The following is a 24,495-nucleotide window of genomic DNA, read 5'->3' on the forward strand; positions in this document are numbered from 1 at the left end:
CCGCCGACGAACGCCTACGCGAGGTAGTCAACAGGGCCAACGTTGCCTGACGCGGCACTAGATGATCACCCTGCCCGGGAGGTGCCGTCGTCAGCTGAACCGCGAACGGGGAGCCGGATCACATCCGGCTCCCCGTGACACGTGTTCGATCAGCTGCAGCCGGAGGTGGAACCGCAGCCCTCACAGACGTAGCAGCTACCGGCCGGGCGCATCTTCGTGCCGCAGGTGAAGCAGAGCGGCGCGTCGGCCGCCTTGCCGATCACCGCCTCCAACAGCTCCGTCGACGAGTGCACCGACGAAGGGGCCGGCGTACTCGCGGGGGCCGGCTCGGTCGCCGTACCGCTGCCGGAGTCGGCCGACGACGGTGCCGACGCCTCCGGATGCTTCGGCTCGACCGGCGCGGACACCGCCATCTCCGACAGCTCCGACGCCGCGTTCTCCGCCTCCGCCTCGGCCCGCATCTGCGCGGTCCGCTCGGCGGCGGTAAAGATGCCCAGCTCGGCCCGGCGGTCGTACGGCAGGAAGTCCAACGCCAGGCGACGGAAGATGTAGTCCATCACCGACGCCGCCATCCGCACGTCCGGGTCGTCGGTCATGCCGGCCGGCTCGAAGCGCATGTTGGTGAACTTCGCGACGAACGTCTCCAGCGGTACGCCGTACTGCAGGCCGATCGAGATCGCCACCGAGAAGGCATCCATCACCCCGGCCAACGTCGAACCCTGCTTCGACATCTTGAGGAAGACCTCGCCGAGGCCGTCGTCCGGGTACGACGAGGCGGTCAGGTAGCCCTCGGCACCGCCGACCGAGAACGACACCGTTTCCGACGGGCGCTTCTTCGGCAGCCGCTTACGCACCGGGCGGTACTCGACGACCTTTTCGACGACCTTCTCGATCACCTTGGCCTGCTCGGCGGCGGCGGTCTCCTTGTCCTTGTCCGACTTGGCCGCCGACAGCGGCTGGCCCACCTTGCAGTTGTCCCGGTAGATCGCCAGCGCCTTGAGGCCCAGTTTCCAGCCCTCGAAGTAGATCCGCTCGACGTCGGCGACGGTCGCCGCCTCCGGCATGTTGACCGTCTTGGAGATCGCCCCGGAGATGAACGGCTGCACCGCCGCCATCATCCGCACGTGCCCCATCGGCGCGATCGACCGCTCCCCCATCGCGCAGTCGAACACCGGGTAGTGCTCAGTGCGCAGGCTCGGCGCGTCGACCACGTGCCCGTGGTCGGCGATGTGCTCGACGATCGCCTCGACCTGCTCCTCCGGGTAGCCGAGGCTGCGCAGCGCGCGCGGCACCGTCTGGTTGACGATCTGCATCGAGCCACCGCCGACCAGTTTCTTGAATTTGACCAGCGCCAGATCGGGCTCCACCCCGGTGGTGTCGCAGTCCATCATCAGACCGATGGTGTTGTGACTGACGAACCCGCCGGCGACGTAGGTGACGTTGGCCGGCACCGACAGGTCGTACGTCGGCTGCACGCCACCGTCCTCGTTCGCCGCCACTGTCTCGTAGAGGTAGCCGAGCGCGTGCCCGAGGCGGTCGTCCAGCACCTCGCCGTAGATCTCGCCGGCCAGCGTCCGCGACACGCCACCGGTCTTCGCCAGCGACTGCACGACCGCACCGCGCATCGGGTGTCCGGCCGGCACCAGCAGATCCCACAGCTCACGCGGCAGGTGGATTCGGTCCCGGTTGCCGGTCTGCTGCGGCGCGGCGACGATCTGCTCCGCCTTGCGGGCGCCGATGAAGCCGATCGTCTCCTCGTACCGGATCGCGTGGTCGGTATTGCGCAGCCGCACCTGCCAGATGTCGCTGCCCATGCCGCTGCGGGTCCGCCGGGTGGTGGTCGCCATCCCGAGGGTCAGCAGCAGGGTACGGATCTCCGCGGCGAACGACTCGGCGGACGTCGACACGGACGGCACTCCCTCGATCACCGTCCCGTCGGCCTCGAACAGGCCGCGCAGGAACGCGATGTAGACGGTGACGTCGTTGGTCTCCAGGATCGCCGACGGCACCCGGGGCGACCAGCCCTTGCCGGTGTGTTCCGGGTGCGGCAGCGTCTTGGCGAACCCGGCTGCCTGCCACCAGCGGGCCAGCCGCACCGAGGAGAAGACGACCTCCTGGTAGCCGGTGCGCGCCGCGACCTCCGGTTCCAGCCCGAACAGGCCCTTGCCGAGCACCCGCAACCGTTCCACCACGTCAAGGTCGGTGTCGGCTACGGCGAACCGCAGCCCCTTGGCGTGCAGGCTGCCGTCACCCATGAAGTAGCCGACCAGTTCGGCCAGCTCGGCGTCGACCGCGTCCGGCACGTACAGTCGCCGGTCGCCGGCGTAGTATGCCTGGTCGAGCACCGGCAGCGGCACCCGACGTGGCTCGCCGACCAGGGTGCCGAGCTGCACCGGTACCAGGTCGCCGGGGGCAACCTCGGCCATCCGCTTCCAGACCCATTCGCCGGTCGCCGGTTCCACCACCTTGACCCGGTGGGCCAGGGTGCCCTGGATCTGGTAGCCGCCGTTGGTGACCACCCGGCGAGTGGGCTCCTCACCGTTGACGAAAAACTTCGTCGCCTGGCGGGCTCCCTCGTCGGTCGACACCATCATGTCGAGGTCCTGCCAGCGGTCGCCGTAGACGTCGCCGATCTCACCGAGTCGCATCAGCCCGCGGTCGGTGGTCACCATTGTGTCCGCGGTGAGGCAACCAGTGGGCGCGAGTACACTTGCCTGGGAATTGCGCCAGCCGTTTTTTTCGCCGATCTTGTTGCCGATTTCCCATTGCCGGGCGGCTTCCCGGGCCAGGGCGGTGGCGGTCGGGCCGGTCGGGCGGATCTCATCGCTGGCAGCGGCGTGCTTACGCATCACCCGCTTGTGGCCCTCGGCGTTGCGGGCGTAGCCGTCGTAGGCGCCGACCACGCCGGCCAGTTCCGCCGAACGACGGTACGCCGTACCGGTCATCACCGAGGTGATGGCGGCGGCGTAGGACCGGCCGGCTTCCGAGTCGTACGGCAGGCCGGACGCCATCAGCAGCGCACCGAGGTTGGCGTAGCCGATGCCGAGCTGCCGGTACGCCCTAGTGGTCTCGCCGATCTTCTGGGTCGGGAAGTCGGCGAAGCAGATAGAGATGTCCATCGCGGTGATAATGAACTCGACGGAGTGGACGAACTTTTCCAGCTCGAAGCCGCCGTCGGCCCGCAGGAATTTCATCAGATTGAGCGACGCAAGATTGCACGACGAATTATCTAAATGGACATATTCACTGCATGGGTTAGATGCAGTGATACGTCCGGTTTCCGGGCAGGTGTGCCAGTCGTTGATTGTGTCGTCGTACTGCAGACCCGGGTCGGCGCATTCCCAGGCGGCCTGTGCGATGGTGCCGAACAGCTTCTTGGCGTCGACGGTGTCGATCACCGAGCCGTCGAGCCGGGCCCGCAGGTCGAAGTTGCCCCCGTCCTCGTACGCCCGCATGAACTCGTCGGAGACCCGGACCGAGTTGTTGGCGTTCTGGTACTGGACGCTGACGATGTCGGCACCGCCGAGGTCCATGTCGAACCCGGCGTCGCGCAGCGCCCGGATCTTGTCCTCCTCGCGGGCCTTGGTCTGCACGAACTCCTCGATGTCGGGGTGGTCCACGTCGAGGATGACCATCTTGGCGGCCCGGCGGGTGGCGCCGCCCGACTTGATGGTGCCGGCCGAGGCGTCGGCGCCGCGCATGAAGCTGACCGGGCCGGAGGCGGTGCCACCGCTGGACAGCAACTCCTTGGAGGAGCGGATCCGGGACAGGTTCACCCCGGACCCGGAGCCGCCCTTGAAGATCAGCCCTTCCTCTTTGTACCAATCGAGGATGGAATCCATCGAGTCGTCGACGGCGAGGATGAAACAGTTGTGCACTCGCAGGTTGTCGGCGAGGTACTCCCCCGACTCGGTCTGGATGTCGTAGACCTCCATCGCCCCGAGCGGTTCGACCCGGTCGATGACGAGGCGTTTCGTCGCCTTGGCGGACCGGCCCACCTTGGCAAAGCTCTCCTCCAGCTTGCCGGACTTGCGGGCGTCGACGAACCCGATCTCTGCGGCGAAGGTGTCCCGGTCGCCGTGGTTCTGGATGCGCAACGACCAGGTGCCGTGCCGGTTCGGTCGCGGGTCGGCCTTGAAACCGACCCGGGCGAAGATCCCGAAGCGCAGCAGCAGCCGCTGCAGCCCGCGAATCAACCGCTCGCCGACCATGTCCACGCCGACCGAGGTGGACGCCTCACGCGCCGAGACATAGCCCTCTGCCTGGAAGATGCTCTTCAGATAGGCGGCGACGACCGGCAGCGGCGCGGTGAACAGCGTTGCCGGCACCTCCATCTCGGTGCCCCGGGCAAGCAGGCCCCACTTGTCGATGAACGGGCGCAGATTCTCCCCGGACAACCGGGTCCGCCGGCAGTCGAGGGTGACGTCCTGGGCGACGACACGGCGTTCATGGCGGTGTGCGCCAGGGAAGACCTGGTCGATCGCGGCGACGACCCAGCTGAGTTCGTCGTCGTTGACGGTCATCGCCTCGATCGTCAACGACCGGTTGGTGCCCTGATCGCACTGGCCGACGAAGCCGTCTGACTGCAGCCAACCGGCCAGCGCGGCCTCGTGGACGTCGCCGGGGTGGAACTCCGCCTCGCCGTCGCTGCCCCGCCGGTGCCATTCGAGAGTGTCGCCAGCGACCAGGGTGCCGGCTTCGACGAACCGACCGGTGCCCTCGCCGGTCGATTTCCAGACCAGGTGGTCTGCGGTGACGTCCAGGGTGTAGCCGGCTTTGGTGTGCAGGCGCAATACGTCCTTGATGCCGTTGGCCTGGACCGCGAGAATTCGGGTCAGCCCGTGTGCGTCGTAGACCTTGGCTCCGACGGCGTTCTCCTCGACCAGCTTGCCGATCGGGACGAGGCCGGCCGGCGTGCTCACGAGCGAGTGGTACGGCTGGCACGCTGATACCTGCTGCGGGGAGGCGGTGCCGACGTTGAACCAGACCGGCGAGTTGAAGCTGAACACCTGGTGCAGCAGCATCCAGGTCAGCTCGTGCTCGAAGATCTCGGCGTCGGCGCCGGTGGCGAAGTAGCCGTGCTGCTCCCCCGCTGCCCGGTAGGTCTTCACCACCCGGTCGATCAGCTGCTTGAGCGACCATTCCCGCTGCGGGGTCCCCACCGCTCCACGGAAGTACTTGGTGGTGACGATGTTGGCCGCGTTGACGCTCCACGACTCCGGGAACTCCACGCCGCGCTGCTCGAAGTTGACCGTGCCGTCGCGCCAGTTGGTCATCACCACGTCGCGGCGCTGCCAGGTCACCTCGTCGTACGGGTGCACACCCTCGGAGGTCCACACCCGCTCGACGGTCAGGCCGCCCGCGCCGGCCTTGGCCCGTACCCGCGCGTTGGAGCCCGCGGCCGATCCGGCCTTGCCGTTGGTCGACCCGGCCTTGCCGTTGGCCTTCGCCGTGCCGCCGCTACCGCTACCGCCTGTCTTCGCGGTCACACCTTCCCCCGCCATCTGATCGCCCCCTCAGGCTCTCGCGCAGCGTCGTGCCACGCGGTCGTTTCCGTCTTGCCGTCAGCTTTTTTTCTCGGCCGTACCCGCCCCACCGGGACCGGCGGTCGGCCGTACGCCTTGCTGTTCCAGGTTTGCCGCGGGGCCGGTCAGCCGGGCCCGGGCCCGGCCGCCACCGGGGTCGTCGCGGCCTGCCGCGCCCCGGCGGCGGCCCGCAGCGTCTCGATCTCGCGCTCGAAGTCGTCCAGCGAGTCGAAGGACCGGTAGACGCTGGCGAACCGCAGGTACGCCACCTCGTCCAGCTCGCGCAGCGGCCCGAGGATCGCCAGCCCGACATCGTGGCTGGGGATCTCGGCCGCACCCTTGGCCCGTACGGTCTCCTCGACCTTCTGGGCCAGCAGGGCAATGGCATCGTCGTCCACCGGTCGGCCCTGGCAGGCCTTGCGCACCCCGCCCATGATCTTGGATCGGCTGAACGGCTCGGTGACGCCGCTGCGTTTGACCACGGCGAGCACCGCCTCCTCGACGGTGGTGAACCGCTTGCCGCACTCCGGGCAGGACCGGCGGCGGCGGATGAGCTGGCCGTCGTCGGCTTCCCGCGAGTCGACCACGCGCGAGTCGGCGTGCCGGCAGTACGGGCAGCGCATGCCGATGTCCCTTCCGTCGAGCCGCGGGGTCGAACGGGCGCACAGCGGTCACCGCGGGTTACCACGGTGTGCGGGGCCAACCTGCTGGAGACGTTACTCTCAGTCAGGAGACCCAACCTGTGGACAACTTACGCCCTTGTAACTACTAGATGTTGGGGTCGACGTTAGGCCGCAACCGGGGTCCGGTCAAGTTGACCGACGCCCTTCGGCGCGTCGTCACTCTGCCAACACCGATCCCTGCCCGAGGGTTACCGGCCATGCCACCACCGAAATAAGTCGAACATGCGTACGATAAACTACTGCCAGGACGACACGCACCGACATCTCGTACAGATGTTTGAACCTGACCGAAACTCTGGTTACCGTCTTGGTCGATACCAATGGTGCCGATCAGGACGCGATCTGACGGCCGGGGAGAGGACGGATGTGTCGAGCGACGACAGGGCGGGCCCGCCCCAGCAGGGTAGCGGCAGCAGCGGCGCGACGACGGTCAACGCCGGTGCGTCGGTTCGTGGACGGCGGGGCAGCCGCTCCGGCGAGTCCCGGTTGCGCGCCGTGACACCGGTGGTGAGCGCCTTCCCCGAGCCGGTCAGCGGCGAGCTGACCGCCCGGCAGCGCCGGATCCTGGAGTTCATCCGCAGTTGGGTGGACCGGCACGGTTACCCGCCCAGCGTGCGGGAGATCGGCGAGGCGGTCGGCCTGGTTTCCCCGTCCAGCGTCGCCTACCAGCTCAAGGAGCTGGAGCGGAAAGGCTTCCTGCGCCGGGATCCGAACCGCCCCCGGGCGGTCGACGTGCGTCCGCCGCACGACGCCGCCGACGACGAGGCCGAACGGGCGCTGCGGCCAGCTCCGGCGTACGTGCCGATGCTGGGCCGGATCGCCGCCGGTGGGCCGATCCTGGCCGAGCAGGCGGTGGAGGACGTCTTCCCGCTGCCCCGCGAGCTGGTCGGCGAGGGTGAGGTGTTCATGCTGCAGGTCAAGGGCGATTCGATGATCGACGCGGCGATCTGCGACGGCGACTGGGTGGTGGTACGCCAGCAGCCGACCGCCGATTCCGGGGAGATCGTCGCCGCGATGATCGACGGCGAGGCCACGGTGAAGACCTACCGGCGGCGCGACGGGCACGTCTGGTTGATGCCGCACAACGCCGCCTTCGACCCGATCCCCGGTGACGAGGCCACCATCATGGGGCGGGTGGTGGCGGTGCTACGCCGGGTCTGACCGGCGGGCACCAGAGCTCGGCGGGGTGTCAGCAGCGGGAGCGGTGCGTCAGCCGTGCCACTCGTCCGGATCCTCAGGCACGGGCCGGCCGTAGACGCCGGGTTCCCGCTCGCCACGCCCGGCTGGTGGGCGCGGCGAGCCAGCCCGTGGCTGGTCGTAGCGGTCGGCCGGGTAGCCGTCGCCCGGGTAGTCGCCGCCGAGGTCCCAGGATCCGCCTGACTCGCGAGCGTCCCTGCGGTCGCCTGATCGGCCGGAGTGCCCGGTGCCGCCGTAGACGCCGGCCGCGCCGGGCCGGGCCGGTGGCGCCGGTTTGGCCGCCCCGTACACCGCCCCGGAGTCGACCCCGCCAGCCGGGCGGTAGCCGCCAGTGTCCGGCGGCGGTGCCGCCGCGGCCCCGTAGACGCCGGCCCGGCCACCGGTGGCGGGCTTGGTTGCGCCGTAGGTCCCGCCGCCGGCGGGCGGTCTTGCCGCCGCCCCGCCGTAGAGGCCGCCCGGGGCGGCCGACCCGGCGGCGGGTTTCGCCGCGCCGTAGACACCGCCGGATTTGCGGCCGGCCGGGGCCGGTCCGCCACCGGGCAGCGCGCCGCTGCCCAATGCCCCGCTGGCGTAGGCACCGCTGCCCAGCGAATCGCTGGCGTAGGCCGCAGCGCGGTCGCGGTCCCCCGGGTCGCGGTCGGACCGGTCCGGGTCGCGGTCGGCGCGGCCTCCGCCGCGTAAACCGGTCGCCGCCGACCGTGCCGTCCGTCGGGCCCGGACAATGCCGAAGATGCCGAGCCCAACCAGCAGTGCGCCGAGCACGCCGACCGCCGCGATCAGCAGATTGATCTCCTGCAGGCTGATCTGGTTGAGCCAGGACGGTGCGTCCCGGTCGCTGCCGCCGCCGGTGTCGTCGACCTCGGCCGCGACCTCGGTGCTCGGGGTGTAACGCAGGATCTCCACCGGGGTTTCCTCGTCGAGGGTGGCGACGTCGGAGACGGTGAGGAAGGTGGTCCCGTCCGTGGAGTAGGCGATCGATTCGCCGAACGGGTCGGTGAGCGGGGTGGCCCGGGGGCGTTCGGTGGTGAGCGTCGTGACGATGTCGCCGTCGGCCGGCAGGTCCCACTCGAAGGCGTCGGCGTAGGTGCGCAGGGCGATCCGGCTGCCGTCCAGGGCCCGGGCCGCGCCGGTGACGGTGAGCCGGCCGGCGGCGGCAAACAGGTTCGGGGTGCTGGTGGTGGGCAGTTCGAGTTCGCCGACCCGCTCCATCGGCACCGGGTCGTCGTTGTCGCTGCGGAGTTGTTCGACCGGGCGGTACAGGCCGGACGGGCCGGTCTCCTTGGTGATGATCAGCGGGGTGCCGTCGTTGGCGATCAGCAACGCCTCGGCGTCGTGCGGGCCGTCCGGGTAGCTCACCCGGTGGATGACCGGTTGGGCGGAGCCGTCAACTGGCAGGGACCACAGCGCGATTCGTTCGCGACGCTCGTCGGCGGTCGGGTTGTCCCCGACGTCGGCGATCCAGAGGGTCTGCCCGTCCGGGGAGATCGCCAGGTCCTCCGGGTCCAGTGGCGGAGTCGGGTACTGGATGGCGTTGGCGACGTCGCAGGACGAGTCGAGGAAGAACACCCGCTCGTTGCTGTCGGTCTCGGTGCTGTCGTTGACCACGACGTAGCCGCCGGCGGTGGCGACGAGACCGGAGATCTCCCGCAGCCGCTCGTCGGTGATCTCGCAGACCGGCTCGCCCGGTGTCACCTGCTGGGCAGCGGGCGGGGAGGGGTCCTGGGCGGGCAGGGCCATGGCCGGGCCGGCCGGAGCCAGGAAGTGAATCGTGAGTAGTCCGACGGCGATCGCGGCCGGGGTCAGGAGCCGACGCATCCGACGAGTGTCGCACGCCGGCCTGAGCCCAACTGTTACACCGTGATCCATCACGTGAAGTCTCCGGCGGACCACTGGGTTTGCTGAAAAAATGTCACTCGCCCGGGGTGAGGAACGGTTGGAGTTCGGCGGCCAGTGCCTCGTCTACGCGCGCCTGCAGCAGTGTACCGGCGGCGGTGTGCCGGGTACCGAGGACCTCACCCCGGTGGTGCACCCGGGACACCAGGTCACCCCGGTGGTACGGCAGCATCACGCTGACCTGGATGGCCGGTCGTGGCAGGCGTTGCTCGATCGCGGCGCGCAGGCTGTCGATGCCCCGGGCCTGCCGGGCGGAGACGAAGACCGCGTCGGGCCAGAGCCGCTTGAGCCGCAGCAGCTCCTCCTCGCTGGCCGCGTCGATCTTGTTGACGACCAGCAACTCGGGGCGACGGTCGGCACCCACCTCGGCGAGCACCTCACGGACCGCGCGAACCTGTTCCTCCGGATCAGGATGGGCACCGTCGACCACATGCACCACCAGGTCGGCCTCGGCGACCTCCTCCAGGGTGGAGCGGAACGCTTCGACGATCTGGTGCGGCAGGTGCCGGACGAAACCGACGGTGTCCGACAGGGTGTAGACCCGGCCGTCGGCGGCGTGCGCCCGGCGGGTGGTCGGGTCGAGGGTGGCGAACAACGCGTCCTCGACCAGCACCCCGGCACCGGTGATCCGGTTCAGCAGGCTGGACTTGCCGGCGTTGGTGTAGCCGGCGATCGCCACCGCCGGCACCGCGTTGCGGGTACGGCGGGCGCGTTTGGTCTCGCGTACCGTCCGCATACCTTTGATCTCCCGCCGCAGGCGGGCGATCCGGGTACGGATCCGGCGCCGGTCCGTTTCAAGTTTGGTCTCACCGGGGCCGCGCAGACCAACGCCGCCGCCGGCACCGCCGCCACGGCCACTGCCGCCGGTCTGCCGGGACAGCGTCTCGCCCCAGCCGCGCAGCCGGGGCAGCAGGTACTCCAGCTGGGCCAGCTCGACCTGGGCCTTGCCCTCTTTGCTCTTGGCGTGCTGGGCGAAGATGTCCAGGATCAGCGCGGTCCGGTCGATGACCTTGACCTTGACTTTCTGCTCCAGGTTGCGCAGCTGTGACGGGGAGAGTTCGCCGTCGCAGATCACCGTGTCCGCGCCCGAGGCAAGCACCACGTCGCTGAGTTCGCCGACCTTGCCCCGGCCGACGTAGGTGGCCGGGTCAGGCCGGTCGCGGCGCTGGATCAGGCCCTCCAACACCTGGGACCCGGCGGTCTCGGCGAGCGCGGCGAGCTCGGTGAGCGAGTTCTCCGCGTCGGTCACCGTCCCGCTCTCCCACACTCCAACCAGCACCACGCGCTCCAGCCGCAGCTGGCGGTACTCGACCTCGGTGATGTCGGCGAGTTCGGTGGAGAGCCCGGCGACGCGGCGCAGCGCGTGCCGGTCAGCCAGCTCAAGGTCGCCGACGGTGGTGTCGTCGTCCGTCGGCTTGATCGGACCGTCCGGCCCGGTTTGACCATCGGGCCCGGTTGGGCCGTCCAGGTCGGCGGCGGTCGACAGGTGGAACGGCGGGTGAACCGTCTCCTCGGCACGATATGTACGCAAAAGCTGCCTCCTCAGGATTCGATCGTGACACGCCGACGGCCGCGCCGCACCTACATATCAGGACGAGGGCTGCCCGCACGGCCGGTACCTGGTCGGGTCGCGGCCGCGCGCCGGTCCGTTCGCAGCCGACGCCGGGCCGGGTGGTCGCGCCGCGACCTGCGGCTGAACGGCTACGGCACGCCGTACGCGGGGCGGAGCGGGCCTGGTGCGGATCACGCGCAAGAATGGTGCAGCGGCCCGGTCCGGCCGCCCCCACCAACGACGGAGGGATCCCGTGGCGACCACCCGCCTGCCCAGTGCCGGCTTCTCCATCACCATCCGGATCAGCATCCCCGCCGACGCGTCCGCGATCGGCCGGTTGACCACCTGTGTCGGCGATGCTGGTGCCATCGTCACCGCTCTCGACGTGGTCGACTCCGACCCGGTCAGCGTGGTGGTCGACCTGACCTGCGACACGGCCGACGCGGCGCACGCCGACGACGTGGTCAAGGAGCTCGAGGCGCTCGACGGCGTCGAGGTCCGCAAGGTGTCGGACCGGACGTTCCTGCTGCATCTGGGCGGCAAGATCGAAGTGGCCCCGAAGGTGTCGCTACGGAACCGGGACGAGCTGTCCCGGGCGTACACGCCGGGGGTGGCTCGGGTGTGCCTGGCGATCGCCGACAATCCGGCCGACGCGCGCCGGCTGACCATAAAGCGCAACACCGTGGCGGTGGTGACCGACGGCTCGGCAGTGCTCGGGCTGGGCAATCTCGGCCCAGCGGCCGCGCTGCCGGTGATGGAGGGCAAGGCGGCGCTGTTCAAGCGGTTCGGCGGCGTCGACGCCTGGCCGGTGGTGCTGGACACCCAGGATCCGGACGAGATCGTGTCGATCGTACGGGCGATCGCCCCGGGCTACGGTGGGATCAACCTGGAGGACATCGCCGCGCCCCGCTGCTTCGAGATCGAGTCGAAGCTGCGGGAACTGCTCGACATCCCGGTGTTCCACGACGACCAGCACGGCACGGCGATCTGCGTGCTGGCCGCACTGACCAACGCGCTGCGGGTGGTGGGCAAGCAGCTCGGCGACGTACGGGTGGTGGTTTCCGGAGCGGGCGCAGCCGGCACCGCCATCATCAAGCTGCTGCTGCGCCAGGGCGTCGGCGACGTCATCGCCTACGACCGGCCGGGGGCGCTGCACCGAGGGCTGAGTGGGCTCAACCCCACCTGGCAGTGGCTGGCCGAGCACACCAACTCAACCGGGTACGCCGGAGATCTGCCCGGCGCGTTGCGCGGCGCGGACGTGTTCATCGGGGTAAGCGCGCCAAATCTGCTGACCGGCGACGACATCGCGACGATGGCCCCGGACTCGATCGTGTTCGCGCTGGCGAACCCGGATCCCGAGGTGGACCCGCGCGAGGCCCGCCGGCACGCGTCCGTCGTCGCGACGGGGCGGTCCGACCAGCCGAACCAGATCAACAACGTGCTCGCCTTCCCCGGGGTTTTCCGGGGGATGCTGGACGCGCACGCCGAGACATTCACCGACGACATGGCGTTGGCGGCGGCACGGGCCATCGCGGACGTGGTGGGTGAGGACCGAATCAACCCGACGGTGATCGTGCCGAGCGTGTTCGATCCCCGGGTGGCGCCGGCGGTGGCCGCTGCGGTCCGAGCCGCGGCGCTGGCCCCGGACCTGGCCGCACAGACGGACGTGGCCGCACCCACACAGACGGCCTTGGCCACCGCTCCGGTCAGTATGCCCACCATCCAGCAACGGTCGGCGGCGGCCGACAACTGACTCTGGGCGGCTGGCGGCGGCCGGACCGGGTTGGCTGAGCCGGCTACGATCAGCTGCCCGGAGCGCGCAACGCGGCATGCGCCGCCCGGACCAGGTCGGGGTCTGCGCCGTCGAGCCAGCACACCCGGGCGTCGCGGCGGAACCAGGAACGTTGCCGGCGGACGAACCGGCGGGTCGCCCGTACCGTGTCCGCCCGGGCCTGTTCCTCGTCGTACTCACCGTCGAGCATCCGGAGCACCTGCTGGTAGCCGAGCGCCCGGCTCGCCGTACGGCCGTCCCGTAGGCCCCGCTCGAGCAACGCGCGGACCTCGTCGACCAGGCCCTGCTGCCACATCCGGTCCACCCGACGGGCGATCCGCTCGCCGAGTGGACCGGTGGGCAGGTCCACACCGAGTTGTACGGCGTCGTAGTAAGGCACCGGTTCCGGCAGAGCGGCGGTGAACGGCCGCCCGGTCAGCTCGATCACCTCCAGCGCCCGGACAATCCGCCGCCCGTTGCCGGGCAGAATCGCGGCTGCGGCCGCCGGGTCGGCCGCAGCCAGCCGGGCGTGCAGCGCAGCCGGGCCGGTTTCGGCGAGTTCGGCTTCGAGCCGGTCGCGCAGTGCCGGGTCGGTGCCGGGGAAGTCGAACTTCTCCAGTACCGCCCGGACGTACAGGCCGGAGCCGCCAACCAGCAGCGGCAGCCGTCCCCGGCGCAGGATGTCGTCGATGGCGGTGCGGGCCAACCGCTGGTATTCGGCGACGCTGGCCGGCGCAGTGACCGGCCAGATGTCGAGCAGGTGGTGCGGAATGCCGGACCGTTCGTCGACAGTGAGCTTGGCGGTGCCGATGTCCAGCCCCTGGTACAGCTGCATCGAGTCGGCGTTGACCACCTCGGCGTCGAGTTGCTCGGCGAGGGCGATGCTCAGCGCGGACTTGCCGGCGGCGGTCGGGCCGATCACCGCCACCACCCGGTCCGGGCGGATCGTCGGTGGTCGGCGCGGCCCGGTGCCGCGGCCCTTGGTCAGTTCCGGTCCCACGAGGCGACAAAGTACGCCACGCCGTACGGTGCGGCGTAGTAGGTGAGCCGACCGGTCCAGTCGGCCATGTCGCCGGCCACCGCGCCGGTGTTCGGGGCACCGGCGGCTTCAGTGCCAGCAGTCGCCGCACCGGCGGCCACCTGCCAGGCGGCCCGGCCGGCGACCCGCAGCGCACCGGCCAGGGCCGGGTCCAGGCGGGCGAGTCTCCGGGGGTCGGCGGCGGCGAGGGCGGCGGCGACCTCGTCGTCGAAGGGTTCTGCCCGGTCGTCCTGGTAGCCGGGTGAGGCGAGGCCCCGGCAGGCGGAGCCGTCCCCCATCACCAGGGCCGCCCACGGTCGGTCGGCGCTCCGGGGTCCCGCCGCTGCGGACCCGGCGAGCAGCCGCCCGCGCCGTCGGCACTGTTCGGGTGGCGTACCAGCGGGGACCGCGACCATTTCGACCGCCGTGCGGGCGGGGTCGACGTCGGCGCGGGCGAGCAGCCACGCCGCGACGGTCAGGCTCAGCGGCAGGCGGCGGCTGGCACCGGTCGACGTCGCGTCGGGGGCGGGTACGGCATCGACGACGGCGGCCGCGGGGTTCGGGGACGTGCCCAGGGGTACGTCGACCGCCGCCCCCCAGGGTCGGAAGCTGGCGGACAACGGTGGCCGCCAGACCCGCTCCGCCGAATCGAGATCGGTCGCCGGATCGTCGGTGCCGATGACCACGATCCGCTCGGCGGGGCAGTCGGCCAGGGACCGGACGGCGTCGGTCGCGGCGCGCCGCAGCTCGTCGAGCTCGGCGGCGGCCCCACCGGCCAGTTCGGGAGCGATCACCGGCGGGTGTGGGCAGAAGGCGACGCGCAGCGGGGGCACGGCTTCCACGGTAACCCGTAGTCCTGTTGCTCCACGCAGTCGACCAATCACCTTCAGTGTCGAAATTTGGCCCCTTTGACACCGACTCGTGGGCCAACCACCGACAAGGACACCGTATGGTCACGGTCGGCGACAGGCGCTCGACGCCGGCAGGGTTGGACCTGTGACAATGCGCAGGGGAAACTTACCCGCAACCTAACTGCGCCGCGGCGGCGTCCATCGGGACATCTCGATCCTGCGACGCCGGGAGAACGAGGATGGGCACATGAGCGACTGGACTTCCTTCGGACGGGTTGATGCGGACGGCACGGTCTACGTCAAGACTGCCGAAGGGGAGCGCGCGGTCGGGTCCTGGCAGGCTGGAGCGCCGGAGGAAGGCCTGGCACACTTCGCCCGCCGGTTCGCCGACCTGGTGACCGAGGTCGACTTGACGGAGGCCCGGTTGCAATCCGGCGCCGCCGACGCGACACATTCGCTCAGCACGATCCGACGACTGCGCGGGTCACTGGCCGAGGCCCATGTGGTCGGCGATCTCGATTCGCTGGCCGACCGGCTGGACAAGCTGGCGACCCTCGCAGAGGAGAAGGCGGCGCAGGCCAGAGCGGCGCGCGACGCCGCCCGCGCCGCCGCGCTGGCCCGCAAGACCGAGCTGGTGGTCGAGGCCGAGCAGCTCGCGGCCGAGTCCACCGGGTGGAAGAGCACCGGCGACCGGTTCCGGGAGATTCTCGACGAGTGGAAGACGATCCGCGGCGTCGACAAGAAGGCCGACGGGGAGCTGTGGAAGCGGTTCGCTGCCGCCCGGGACGGCTTCACCCGCCGACGGGGCGCGCACTTCGCCACCCTCGACGCGCAGCGCAAGCAGGCCCAGTCGGCCAAGAACGAGTTGGTCGCCGAGGCCGAGGCGCTGGCCGAGTCGACCGACTGGGCCAGCACCGCGAGCCGGCTCAAGGAGCTGATGGCCGAGTGGAAGGCCGCCCCACGCGCCTCGAAGGAGGCGGAGCAGAAGCTGTGGGAACGGTTCCGTTCGGCGCAGGACACCTTCTTCACCCGTCGCAGCGAGGTCTTCTCGGCCCGCGACGCCGAGCAGCGCGCCAATCTGGAGCGCAAGCAGGCGCTGCTGACCGAACTGGAGGCCGTCGACATCGACGCGGATCCGCGTACCGCGCAGGCGAAGCTGCGTGAGGTGCAGGGCCAGTGGCATGACATCGGCCGGGTGCCGCGCGAGTCGGCGTCGGGGCTGGACCGTCGACTGCGAGCGGTCGAGGACCGGGTACGGGAAACGATGGACTCGGCGTGGCGGCGTACCGAGCCGTCGGCCAATCCCCTGTTGACCCAGATGCGCGAGCAGGTTGCCGAGGCCGAGCAGCGGCTTGAGCGGGCGCGGGCGGCTGGTGACGCCAGGCGGATCCGCGAAGCGGAGAAGGCACTCGCCGGCAAGCGGCAGTTCCTGGCACTCGCGGAGCAGGCCAAATGACATCCTCGCCGCCCTAAACGGCGGCGGTTCCAGCCACGCCGCGCGTGACACGCGCAGCGTTCTGGCAGGTCATCATTTCACCACGCGGTGCCGGGACGGGTCGCCGGTCCTACCCGCGCTCCACGGTCCCTTCGTACCGTCCGACACGACCGCGAAACGCGTCAGCCCCAGACGACCGTCGTCCAGCACCGTGAACCGGGAATCGCGGGTGAAACGGATGGCCTGCCGGTCGTCCTTACGGGACCGGAACCCCGGCGGCGCCACCATCGCACCCTCGCGCCTGCCCGACACGGAGTGGAAGAAGTCGCGGTACGCGGCGTTCAGGTCCGCGAGGGCCTGCCACGACACCACCGCCGACACCTCGCCCAGCCACGCCCGCTCCGGAATCGCCCTGGCCCACGTGATGACCCACTTCGACAACTCGGCGTCCCGACACGTACGGCAGGCCCTGCCCGCGGGCGGTCTGCCGGACGCGCAGCCCGTCGTTGAACACCACCCGGGCACATCCGAACACCTTCGCCAGCGCGACCCGCTGGCCGGGCGCCGGACAGCCCCGGAACCGGTACCGGAGCCGCACGAAACACACGACACCAAGTTGCCTATGCCAGAACTCGACGGTATCCGCACCGGTAGGCACCGTGTTCCCGCGACGCATGTTCATCTGGTTCTCGTGACAACGTTCCGGCACCCGGTGTTCGCCGACCGCCACCTGACCCGGATGGAACAGATCACGCGTGACGTGTGCCGCGACTCCGAGGCCGAACTGGTCGCTCAAGGGCGTCTCCTCGCGCCGCCCGCGGCAGGAATCTCCCGACCTGGTGCGCCACTACCACCGGGCCAACAAGCTCTGGTCAGACTCGTACTTCGCCGGCTCCGTCGGCCGCCGCCACCGGGCATCGTGAAGCAGTACATCGAGCAGCAAAACCGGCCAGGTCAGAGCACTGCTGGGCCCCGGCGGCCCGCCCAGCGCGGGCCTTCACCCCCGGCCCGAAGGCCGGAGCACCGGACCGCATTCCGGTAGCCGGGCCCTTGCGGAGGCCACGTCGCCCTACCGTCTCCTCATGACACGACCCTTTGACATCGCCACACTTCTATGTTTCGCTAAGGAAAGCGCTTCCCCACACGTCCAGCGGGAGCCGTCCTGTCATACCTGCGGCGTGGTGCACCGCCAGCACCCCGCACCTGCGAGCCAACCCGGGCTGGCTCCTCGCACCGGCGACGCACCTCGCCATGCCGTAAGGAGATCTCAATGCACGCAGCACGGCGCCGCACGGCGCTGGCCACCACTGCGGTCGCTGCCGTCGCCCTGACCGGGGCCACGGTCGTCAGCGCAAGCACCGCCCACGCCGCTACCGGCTGCCGAGTCAGCTACTCGGTCGCCTCCCAGTGGCCGGGCGGTTTCACCGGCAACGTCGTCCTCACCAACCTCGGCGACGCGATGTCGTCCTGGTCCCTGCAGTGGACCTTTGGCGCCGGCCAACAGGTCGTTCAGGCGTGGAACGCCGAGATCTCGCAGAGCGGGAGCTCCGTCACCGCTCGCAATGCGAGCTACAACGGCGATCTCGGTTCGAACGCGAGCGTCTCGTTCGGCTTCAACGGGTCGTGGAACAACTCGTCCAACCCGGCACCGAGCAGCTTCAGCCTCAACGGCGTGGCCTGCACCGGTGGCACCAACCCGACCACACCGCCGCCCAACCCGACCACACCGCCACCGAACCCGACGACACCGCCACCGAACCCGACCACACCGCCACCCGGCCAGACGCCGACCGGCCTGGTCGGCTGGGCCACCCAGAACGGCGGCACGACCGGCGGTGGCAACGCCTCCCCGACCACCGTCACCAACTCCTCGGCGCTGTCCTCGGCGATCAGCGGATCCGGCTCGGCCGTCGTTCGGGTGTCCGGCACCATCTCCTGCTCCGGCATGCTGAAGGTCGGCAGCAACAAGACGATCGTCGGCATCGGCTCCTCAGCCACGATCTCCGGCTGCGGCTTCAACATCAGCGATCAGCGAAACGTGATCATCCGCAACATCAACTTCCGCAACTGGAACGATGACGCCATCAACGTCCAGACCGAGTCCCGAAACGTCTGGGTCGACCACAACAGCTTCTCCAACGGGTACGACGGCGCCGTGGACATCAAGCGCGGTTCCGACTACATCACGGTGTCGTGGAACCGAGTGTTCAACCACAGCAAGTCGATGCTCCTTGGCCACTCGGACAACAACGGCAGCCAGGACCGCGGTCACCTGCGGGTCACCTACCACCACAACTGGTTTGATGGCTCCGGATCCCGGCATCCGCGAGTCCGGTTCGGCAACCCGGTGCACGTGTTCAACAACTACTACTACGACAATGACTACGGCGTCGCCTCCACCGAGGACGCTGGGGTACTCGTCGAGGGCAACTACTTCGAAGACGTCGACGACCCGACGCACGTCGGCTACGCCGCGTCGGACCCGGGCACCCTCGTCGCCCGCAACAACCACTTCGTGAACTCCGGCACCCCGGAAACCGCCGGTGGAGTCGCGAGCATCCCGTACTCCTACTCGTTGACCTCCGCCAGCCAGGTCAAATCCGTCGTCACGAACGGCGCCGGCGCTGGAAAGATCGGCCTCTGACCCAATGACGTCCGTCTCCCGGCCGCGATGCGCGGCCGGGAGACGGCGCGGCCGGCATCAGCAGCTGGCGGGCGCCGGCGCAGGCGGCGGCTGACAGACTCAGCGGTCGCAGGCCGAGGCGGCCAGTGGCGCCGAGGGTGGCGCACCCACCGTCGGCAGCCCCAGCAGCACCGCACCGGTACGCGCCGTCTGCCCCGCCTCGTACGCGTCGCCGGCCCGGGTCCGACGGTGGGCGACCGGCTCGCCGTCGGCGTTGAGGTGGTGCGGTGCCGCGTAGCTGACGACCACCTCGACGAGGTCACCGGGACGAATGCGCCCGGCGAGCCGACCGGCGTCGAAGTGCACCAACCGGCCGTCCCGGGCCCGGCCGGACAACCGCCCGGTCCGCCCGTCCTTGCGGCCCTCGCCGACCGCGACCAGCACCTCGACGGTCCGACCGAGCAGCTGACGGTTCTCCGCCCAGGTGATCTCCTCCAGACAGGCGATCAGCCGGTCGTAGCGCTCCTGCACCACCGGCTTCGGCAACTGACCGGGCATGTCGGCGGCCGGCGTACCGGGGCGTTTCGAGTACTGGAAGGTGAACGCCGAGGAGAACCGGGCGGCCCGTACCACGTCGAGGGTGCGCTCGAAGTCGGCGTCGGTCTCACCGGGGAAGCCGACGATGATGTCGGTGGTGATCGCCGCATCGGGCATCGCCGCCCGTACCTTGTCGATGATGCCGAGATAGCGGTCGGCGCGGTAGGAACGGCGCATCGCCCGCAGCACCGGGTCCGAACCGGACTGCAGCGGCATGTGCAACGAGTGGCAGACGTTGTCGGTCTCGGCCATCGCGGCGATCACGTCGTCGGTGAAGTCCTTCGGGTGCGGGCTGGTGAACCGGACCCGTTCCAGCCCGTCGATCCCACCGCAGGCGCGCAGCAGTTTGCCGAACGCGAACCGGTCGCCGAACTCGACGCCGTAGGAGTTGACGTTCTGGCCGAGCAGGGTCACCTCCAGCACACCCTCGTCGACCAGGGCCCGCACCTCGGCGAGGACGTCGCCGGGCCGGCGGTCCTTCTCCCGGCCGCGCAGCGACGGCACGATGCAGAAGGTGCAGGTGTTGTTGCAGCCGACGGAGATCGACACCCAGCCGGCGTAGGTCGACTCCCGCCGGGTCGGCAGGGTGGAGGGGAAGACCTCCAGCGACTCGAGGATCTCCACCTCGGCGGCAGAGTTGTGCCGGGCCCGGTCCAGCAGGGTCGGCAGCGCACCGATGTTGTGCGTGCCGAAGACGACGTCGACCCAGGGGGCCCGGCGGACAATCTCGCCCCGGTCCTTCTGGGCCAGGCAGCCGCCGACCGCGATCTGCATCTGTGGCCGCTTCTCCTTGACCGGTCGCAGGTGACCGAGGTTGCCGTACAGCCGGTTGTCGGCGTTCTCCCGCACCGCGCAGGTGTTGAAGACGACGACGTCCGGATCGTCGGACTCCCCCGCCCGGACGTAGCCGGCCGATTCCAGCAGGCCGGAGATCCGTTCGGAGTCGTGCACGTTCATCTGGCAGCCGTAGGTGCGCACCTGGTAGGTACGTGGGTGGCGGGCGTGTGCTGCGCTGGTAGTCATGACATCAGATAGCGTAGCTGGCCGCCCGCCGCCGGGATCACGCGGCGAGTGTCGGAGCCACCGAGTCGGGCCCCCACCGCGAGCCGCCGCAGAACAGCCCGGCCTGGCAGCCGGGGTCGGTCAGGCTGCACAGCCGCAGGTTGGTGCGGCGGTCACCGACGCTGGTCGGTTCGATGTCCAGGTGCACCGGGCGGACCGTGCCGTCCGGGGACACCAGCAGGTGGCGGGTCGCGTCGAGCGTGTCGTCAGCGAGTACGCAGCGACGTCCGGTCCGGCGGGCGAACGCGGCGAGCACCCGGTGCTCGGGCGGGTCGACCGGCGCGGCGTAGCAGTCGACGTTCACCGGGAAGTCCCCGGCCCCGTCCCAGACGTCGCAGAGCACCACGCCGTCGGGGAACCGCTCCGCCGAAGCCCCACCCAGCGACTCCACCGGACGACCGATGATCGCCGCGAGGGTGGCTCGGATCTGACCTGGGGCGAGCGGTCCGTCGACGGACCAGTTCCACAGCGTGGTGCAGAACGGTGCAATCGCCATACGATCATGTTGCCCGGACAGCAGCCGGCACGTGGGCTGTGTTACCGCTCCGTGACCATTTGAGTTGCCCACCGACACATCACGCCGCCTAAAGTGGCGGGACCACGTGAGGTGACCTCGACCGATCGTGACGACGAGGACGGTGCATGGACAGGGACGGTGCATGACGGTGACAACCAGAGAGCCGCTGATCGTGCTCAGCGGAGTCAACAAGTGGTTCGGTCCACTGCACGTGCTCCAGGACGTCGACCTCTCGGTCGACCGTGGTGAAGTGGTGGTGGTGATCGGGCCGTCCGGCTCCGGCAAGTCCACTCTGTGCCGCGCGATCAACCGTCTGGAGCCGATCAGCTCCGGGACCATCCTGTTCGACGGCCGACCGCTGCCGGCGGAGGGCCGGGCCCTGGCCCGGCTGCGCAGCGAGGTCGGCATGGTGTTCCAGTCGTTCAACCTGTTCGCGCACCGGACGATCCTGGACAACGTCACGCTCGGCCCGATGAAGGTACGCCGGGAGAAGGCGTCGGTGGTCCGCGAGCGGGCACTGCAGCTGCTCGATCGGGTTGGCATCGCCAACCAGGCGGACAAGTTCCCGGCCCAGCTCTCCGGCGGTCAGCAGCAGCGGGCGGCGATCGCCCGGGCGTTGGCGATGCAGCCCAAGGCGATGCTGTTCGACGAGCCGACCAGCGCGCTCGACCCGGAGATGGTCGGCGAGGTGCTGGACGTGATGACCTCGCTGGCCGCCGAGGGGATGACGATGGTCGTCGTCACCCATGAGATGGGCTTCGCCCGGCACGCCGCGAACCGGGTCATCTTCATGGCCGACGGGCAGTTGGTCGAGGACGCCCCGCCGACCGAGTTCTTCACCAACCCACGTAGCGACCGGGCGAAGGACTTCCTGTCCAAGATCCTCACCCACTGACATCCCCGCTCGAGGACGATTGCATCCAACGTGGAGGCGCCGCGACCCGGCGGGCTTCCCATCGTGAAGGAGAAAACTGAGCAATGCGTATGTCACGTATCGCGGCGGTAGCCGCATCGGCCGCGTTAGCGGTGTCCATGGCGGCCTGTGGCGACAGCGGCGGGGACGACACCGGCGGTGAGAACCCCGACGTGGCGACGCCGAGCTTCGAGGCCGGCACCACGATGGCCGAGCTGAGCGAGGCCGGCACGATGACCGTCGGCACCAAGTTCGACCAGCCCGGCTTCGGTAAGCTGGGCCTCGACGGTGAGCCGGCCGGCTTCGACGTCGAGATCGCCAAGCTGATCGCGGCCGAGCTGGGCATCGCCGCCGACGACATCGAGTACGTCGAGGCGCCGTCCGCGGTCCGCGAGGAGCTGCTGGAGCAGGACCGGGTCGACATCGTGGTGGCCACCTACACGATCAACCCCACCCGCAAGGAGCGGATCGACTTCGCCGGCCCGTACTACGTCGCCGGCCAACACATCATGGTCCGCGCCGATGACGACTCGATCACCGGGCCGGAATCGTTCGAGTCCGGGGACAAGAAGATCTGCTCGGTGCAGGGTTCGACGCCAGCGGAGAACATCCAGGAGTACCTGGCGGATGTCGGCGAGCAGCTGGTGCTCTTCGACATCTACGAGAAGTGCGTGGACGCGCTGCGCGGCGGTCAGGTCGACGCGGTCACCACCGACAACGTGATCCTGCTCGGCTTCATCGCCGACAACGAGGGCGACTTCAAGCTGGCCGGTGAGCAGTTCACCGAGGAGCCGTACGGCATCGGGGTGAAGAAGGGCGACGACGCGTTCCGCGACTTCATCAACGACACCCTGGAGAAGATCTACGGCGACGGCTCGTACGCGCAGGCGTGGGAGTCCACCGCTGGCGAGTTCGACGACAACACCCCGACCGGTCCGGCGGTCGACCGCTACTGACCGTCGACGGTCGCACCTGATCGATCCCGGCCGGCCCGGCGGCGTCAACTCCGGGCCGGCCGGTAGCCCAGGTGGACGGTTCGCAGAAGGGTCTTTCGTGTGAGAGTGCTCGTCGACCACTTCGACGTCTTCGTCGGAGGTTTCTGGCTCACGCTGCAGCTGTGCCTGCTGTCCGCGACCGGCGCCCTGCTGATCGGCACGCTCGTCGCGATCCTGCGGATCTCACCGGTGCCGCCGCTGCGCTGGCTCGGTGGGGCGTACGTGACGGTGCTGCGCAACGTGCCGCTGACCGTCGTGATGTTCTTCTCGGCCTTCGGGTTGCCGGCGCTCGGGTCGAACGCCGACTTCCTGCGGATCCCCGGGCTGAGCACCGTGTTCAGCCGGCTCGGCATCGACCTGCCGTACTTTCGGTTCGCGATCATCGCGCTGAGCGTCTACACCGGCGCGTTCGTCTGTGAGGCGATCCGCAGCGGGATCAACGCGGTGCCACCTGGTCAGGCGGAGGCCGCCCGCGCGATCGGCCTGACCTTCACCCAGAACCTGCGGTACGTGGTACTCCCCCAGGCGTGGAAGGCCGCGGTCGTTCCGCTGGGCAGCGTCATCATCGCCATGATCAAGAATTCGGCGCTGGCCGGCTTCTTCGGGGTGGTCGGTGACCTGTCCAACTCGGCGCAGAACCTGACCAGCGCCCTCGGCGAGCCGATCATCCCGGTCTTCGTCGGCATCTCGATCGGCTTCCTGATCATGACCGTGCCGCTCGGGCTGCTGCTCGACCGGGTCGAGGCCCGCCGGGCGGTGGCCAGATGACCGCCCGGATCCCCGTTAGCGCTGCAGCCGTCACCGGAGGAACCGCACCATGAGCCAGCAGCAGAGCGTGCTGTACGACGCCCCCGGGCCTCGGGCCAGGCGGGTCACGCTGATCGTCAGCGTGCTGTCGGCTGTCGCCGCCGTCACCGCCGGCTACTTCCTGGTCTACCGGCCGCTGGCCGAACGCGAGCAGTTCACCATGGAGAAGTGGGGTCCACTGATCGATCCCGGCAACGAGGTGTTCGGTCAGGTCTGGACACTGCTCGGCGAGGGGGTCACCGCCACGCTGACCGCCGCCGGCCTGGCGATCGTGCTGTCGTTGCTGTTCGGCACCGCGCTGGCGGTGCTACGGATCCAGCTGAAGGCGCTGCTGCGCCGCCGGTTCACCGGGCTCGCCACCTCGTTCGCGCTGGCGCTGCGGGCGTTGAGCTGGCTGCTGAACCTGGTGACCCGGTTCTGCGTCGAGGTGTTCCGCGGCCTGCCGGTGGTCATCACCATCTTCTTCGTCGCCCGGGGCCTGCCGGACCTCGGCCTGGAGATCGTCCTCCCGTTCGGCCACGAGATGCTGCCGTACCTGGTGCTGGGTCTGACCATCTACAACGGCGTGGTGATCGCCGAGATCCTGCGCTCCGGGATGGAGGGTCTGCCGTCGGGGCAGCGCGAGTCGGCCGCCGCGATCGGGCTGACGTCGTTCCAGACCACCCGGATGATCCTGCTGCCGCAGGCGTTCCGGATCATGCTGCCGGCTCTGATCAGCCAGCTGATCGTGGTGCTCAAGGACACCTCGTTGGGCTTCATCATCGGCTACCAGGAGACGCTGCTGGTCGGCCGGACGATCATCCAGAACCTGCGTAACCCGATCCAGGTGTATCTGGTGATCGGGGTGCTGTTCATCGCAGTTAACTACGCGCTGTCCAAGCTCGCCGAGTCGGTGCAGCGGCGGCTGGCTCAGGGCCGGCGGACCAGCGCCACACCCCAGCCACCGGCGGCACCGGCGTCGACGGTGGCCGGCCAACAGACCGCGGCCGGCACCGGCGGCAGCGCCACCGGCGGCACGGCTACGTCGGACAGCAGCTGACCGGACGGGCCCGCCCG

17 protein-coding genes and 2 pseudogenes are annotated in these 24,495 nt (G+C 69.8%); 9 read left to right on the top strand and 10 right to left on the bottom strand.

The annotated features are described in order from the left end of the window. Positions 1-149: 149 nt before the first annotated feature. Both ACFHW1_RS05925 and nrdR read right to left on the bottom strand, forming a co-directional pair. Positions 150-5,339, bottom strand: a complete 5,190-nt coding sequence (locus ACFHW1_RS05925; RefSeq protein WP_416553140.1) for an adenosylcobalamin-dependent ribonucleoside-diphosphate reductase — start codon at positions 5,337-5,339, stop codon at positions 150-152. Positions 5,340-5,650: 311 nt separating this feature from the next. Further along, positions 5,651-6,148 (bottom strand): transcriptional regulator NrdR, encoded by a 498-nt coding sequence (gene nrdR / locus ACFHW1_RS05930; protein WP_416552794.1) that lies wholly within the window; start codon positions 6,146-6,148, stop codon positions 5,651-5,653. A gap of 546 nt (positions 6,149-6,694) precedes the next feature. On the opposite strand from nrdR, the gene lexA reads away from it, so the two are divergent. Continuing rightward, positions 6,695-7,369 carry a transcriptional repressor LexA gene (gene lexA, locus ACFHW1_RS05935; RefSeq protein ID WP_416553142.1) on the top strand — a complete coding sequence of 225 codons (675 nt, stop codon included), beginning with the start codon at positions 6,695-6,697 and terminating at the stop codon, positions 7,367-7,369. 48 nt (positions 7,370-7,417) lie between these two features. On the opposite strand, the gene ACFHW1_RS05940 is transcribed toward lexA, so the two are convergent. Both ACFHW1_RS05940 and hflX read right to left on the bottom strand, forming a co-directional pair. Continuing rightward, complete coding sequence (locus tag ACFHW1_RS05940) at positions 7,418-9,220, bottom strand: hypothetical protein (RefSeq protein ID WP_416552796.1); 1,803 nt, start codon at positions 9,218-9,220, stop codon at positions 7,418-7,420. 94 nt (positions 9,221-9,314) lie between these two features. Further along, positions 9,315-10,718, bottom strand: a complete 1,404-nt coding sequence (gene hflX, locus ACFHW1_RS05945; protein ID WP_416553144.1) for a GTPase HflX — start codon at positions 10,716-10,718, stop codon at positions 9,315-9,317. A gap of 385 nt (positions 10,719-11,103) precedes the next feature. Here hflX and ACFHW1_RS05950 point away from each other — a divergent pair, with 385 nt between their 5' ends. Continuing rightward, complete coding sequence (locus ACFHW1_RS05950) at positions 11,104-12,603, top strand: NAD-dependent malic enzyme (protein WP_416552798.1); 1,500 nt, start codon at positions 11,104-11,106, stop codon at positions 12,601-12,603. A gap of 49 nt (positions 12,604-12,652) precedes the next feature. On the opposite strand, the gene miaA is transcribed toward ACFHW1_RS05950, so the two are convergent. Both miaA and ACFHW1_RS05960 read right to left on the bottom strand, forming a co-directional pair. Continuing rightward, positions 12,653-13,609 carry a tRNA (adenosine(37)-N6)-dimethylallyltransferase MiaA gene (gene miaA / locus ACFHW1_RS05955; RefSeq protein WP_416553146.1) on the bottom strand — a complete coding sequence of 319 codons (957 nt, stop codon included), beginning with the start codon at positions 13,607-13,609 and terminating at the stop codon, positions 12,653-12,655. Beyond that, on the bottom strand, positions 13,606-14,472 hold the full coding sequence (locus ACFHW1_RS05960) for a hypothetical protein (RefSeq protein WP_416615029.1): 867 nt from the start codon (positions 14,470-14,472) through the stop codon (positions 13,606-13,608). The genes miaA and ACFHW1_RS05960 overlap by 4 nt, the downstream gene beginning before the upstream one ends. 265 nt (positions 14,473-14,737) lie before the next feature. Here ACFHW1_RS05960 and ACFHW1_RS05965 point away from each other — a divergent pair, with 265 nt between their 5' ends. Further along, complete coding sequence (locus ACFHW1_RS05965) at positions 14,738-15,946, top strand: DUF349 domain-containing protein (RefSeq protein ID WP_416552802.1); 1,209 nt, start codon at positions 14,738-14,740, stop codon at positions 15,944-15,946. A 72-nt stretch (positions 15,947-16,018) separates the two neighbouring features. On the opposite strand, the gene ACFHW1_RS05970 is transcribed toward ACFHW1_RS05965, so the two are convergent. Continuing rightward, on the bottom strand, positions 16,019-16,366 hold the full coding sequence (locus ACFHW1_RS05970; RefSeq protein ID WP_416553170.1) for a hypothetical protein: 348 nt from the start codon (positions 16,364-16,366) through the stop codon (positions 16,019-16,021). A gap of 88 nt (positions 16,367-16,454) precedes the next feature. Continuing rightward, positions 16,455-16,607: pseudogene (locus ACFHW1_RS05975) on the bottom strand (hypothetical protein); the annotation flags it as partial. Between ACFHW1_RS05975 and ACFHW1_RS05980 the strand changes: the two are divergent. Together ACFHW1_RS05980 and ACFHW1_RS05985 are read left to right on the top strand one after the other, a co-directional pair. Then, positions 16,548-16,877, top strand: a pseudogene (locus ACFHW1_RS05980) (transposase); the annotation flags it as partial. The pseudogenes ACFHW1_RS05975 and ACFHW1_RS05980 sit on opposite strands and share 60 nt — an antisense overlap. A 318-nt stretch (positions 16,878-17,195) precedes the next feature. Beyond that, positions 17,196-18,569 carry a cellulose binding domain-containing protein gene (locus ACFHW1_RS05985; RefSeq protein ID WP_416552804.1) on the top strand — a complete coding sequence of 458 codons (1,374 nt, stop codon included), beginning with the start codon at positions 17,196-17,198 and terminating at the stop codon, positions 18,567-18,569. A gap of 99 nt (positions 18,570-18,668) precedes the next feature. On the opposite strand, the gene miaB is transcribed toward ACFHW1_RS05985, so the two are convergent. Next, positions 18,669-20,168 (bottom strand): tRNA (N6-isopentenyl adenosine(37)-C2)-methylthiotransferase MiaB, encoded by a 1,500-nt coding sequence (miaB, locus tag ACFHW1_RS05990; RefSeq protein ID WP_416590205.1) that lies wholly within the window; start codon positions 20,166-20,168, stop codon positions 18,669-18,671. 37 nt (positions 20,169-20,205) lie between these two features. Then, complete coding sequence (locus tag ACFHW1_RS05995) at positions 20,206-20,703, bottom strand: hypothetical protein (RefSeq protein ID WP_416552808.1); 498 nt, start codon at positions 20,701-20,703, stop codon at positions 20,206-20,208. Positions 20,704-20,866: 163 nt separating this feature from the next. Between ACFHW1_RS05995 and ACFHW1_RS06000 the strand changes: the two genes are divergently transcribed. The 4 genes from ACFHW1_RS06000 (at position 20,867) to ACFHW1_RS06015 (ending at position 24,478) form a co-directional block, all read left to right on the top strand. Then, on the top strand, positions 20,867-21,619 hold the full coding sequence (locus ACFHW1_RS06000; RefSeq protein WP_416552810.1) for an amino acid ABC transporter ATP-binding protein: 753 nt from the start codon (positions 20,867-20,869) through the stop codon (positions 21,617-21,619). Between the two features lie 83 nt (positions 21,620-21,702). Next, positions 21,703-22,593, top strand: a complete 891-nt coding sequence (locus tag ACFHW1_RS06005; protein ID WP_416552812.1) for a glutamate ABC transporter substrate-binding protein — start codon at positions 21,703-21,705, stop codon at positions 22,591-22,593. Between the two features lie 99 nt (positions 22,594-22,692). Beyond that, positions 22,693-23,400, top strand: a complete 708-nt coding sequence (locus ACFHW1_RS06010) for an amino acid ABC transporter permease (protein WP_416552814.1) — start codon at positions 22,693-22,695, stop codon at positions 23,398-23,400. 49 nt (positions 23,401-23,449) lie between these two features. Further along, entirely contained in the window at positions 23,450-24,478 is a 1,029-nt protein-coding gene (locus ACFHW1_RS06015) for an amino acid ABC transporter permease (RefSeq protein ID WP_416552816.1), read from the top strand. The last annotated feature ends 17 nt before the right edge of the window (positions 24,479-24,495 follow it).

This window comes from Micromonospora sp. LOL_014, assembly GCF_048060245.1.
Lineage (GTDB): Bacteria > Actinomycetota > Actinomycetes > Mycobacteriales > Micromonosporaceae > Micromonospora_E.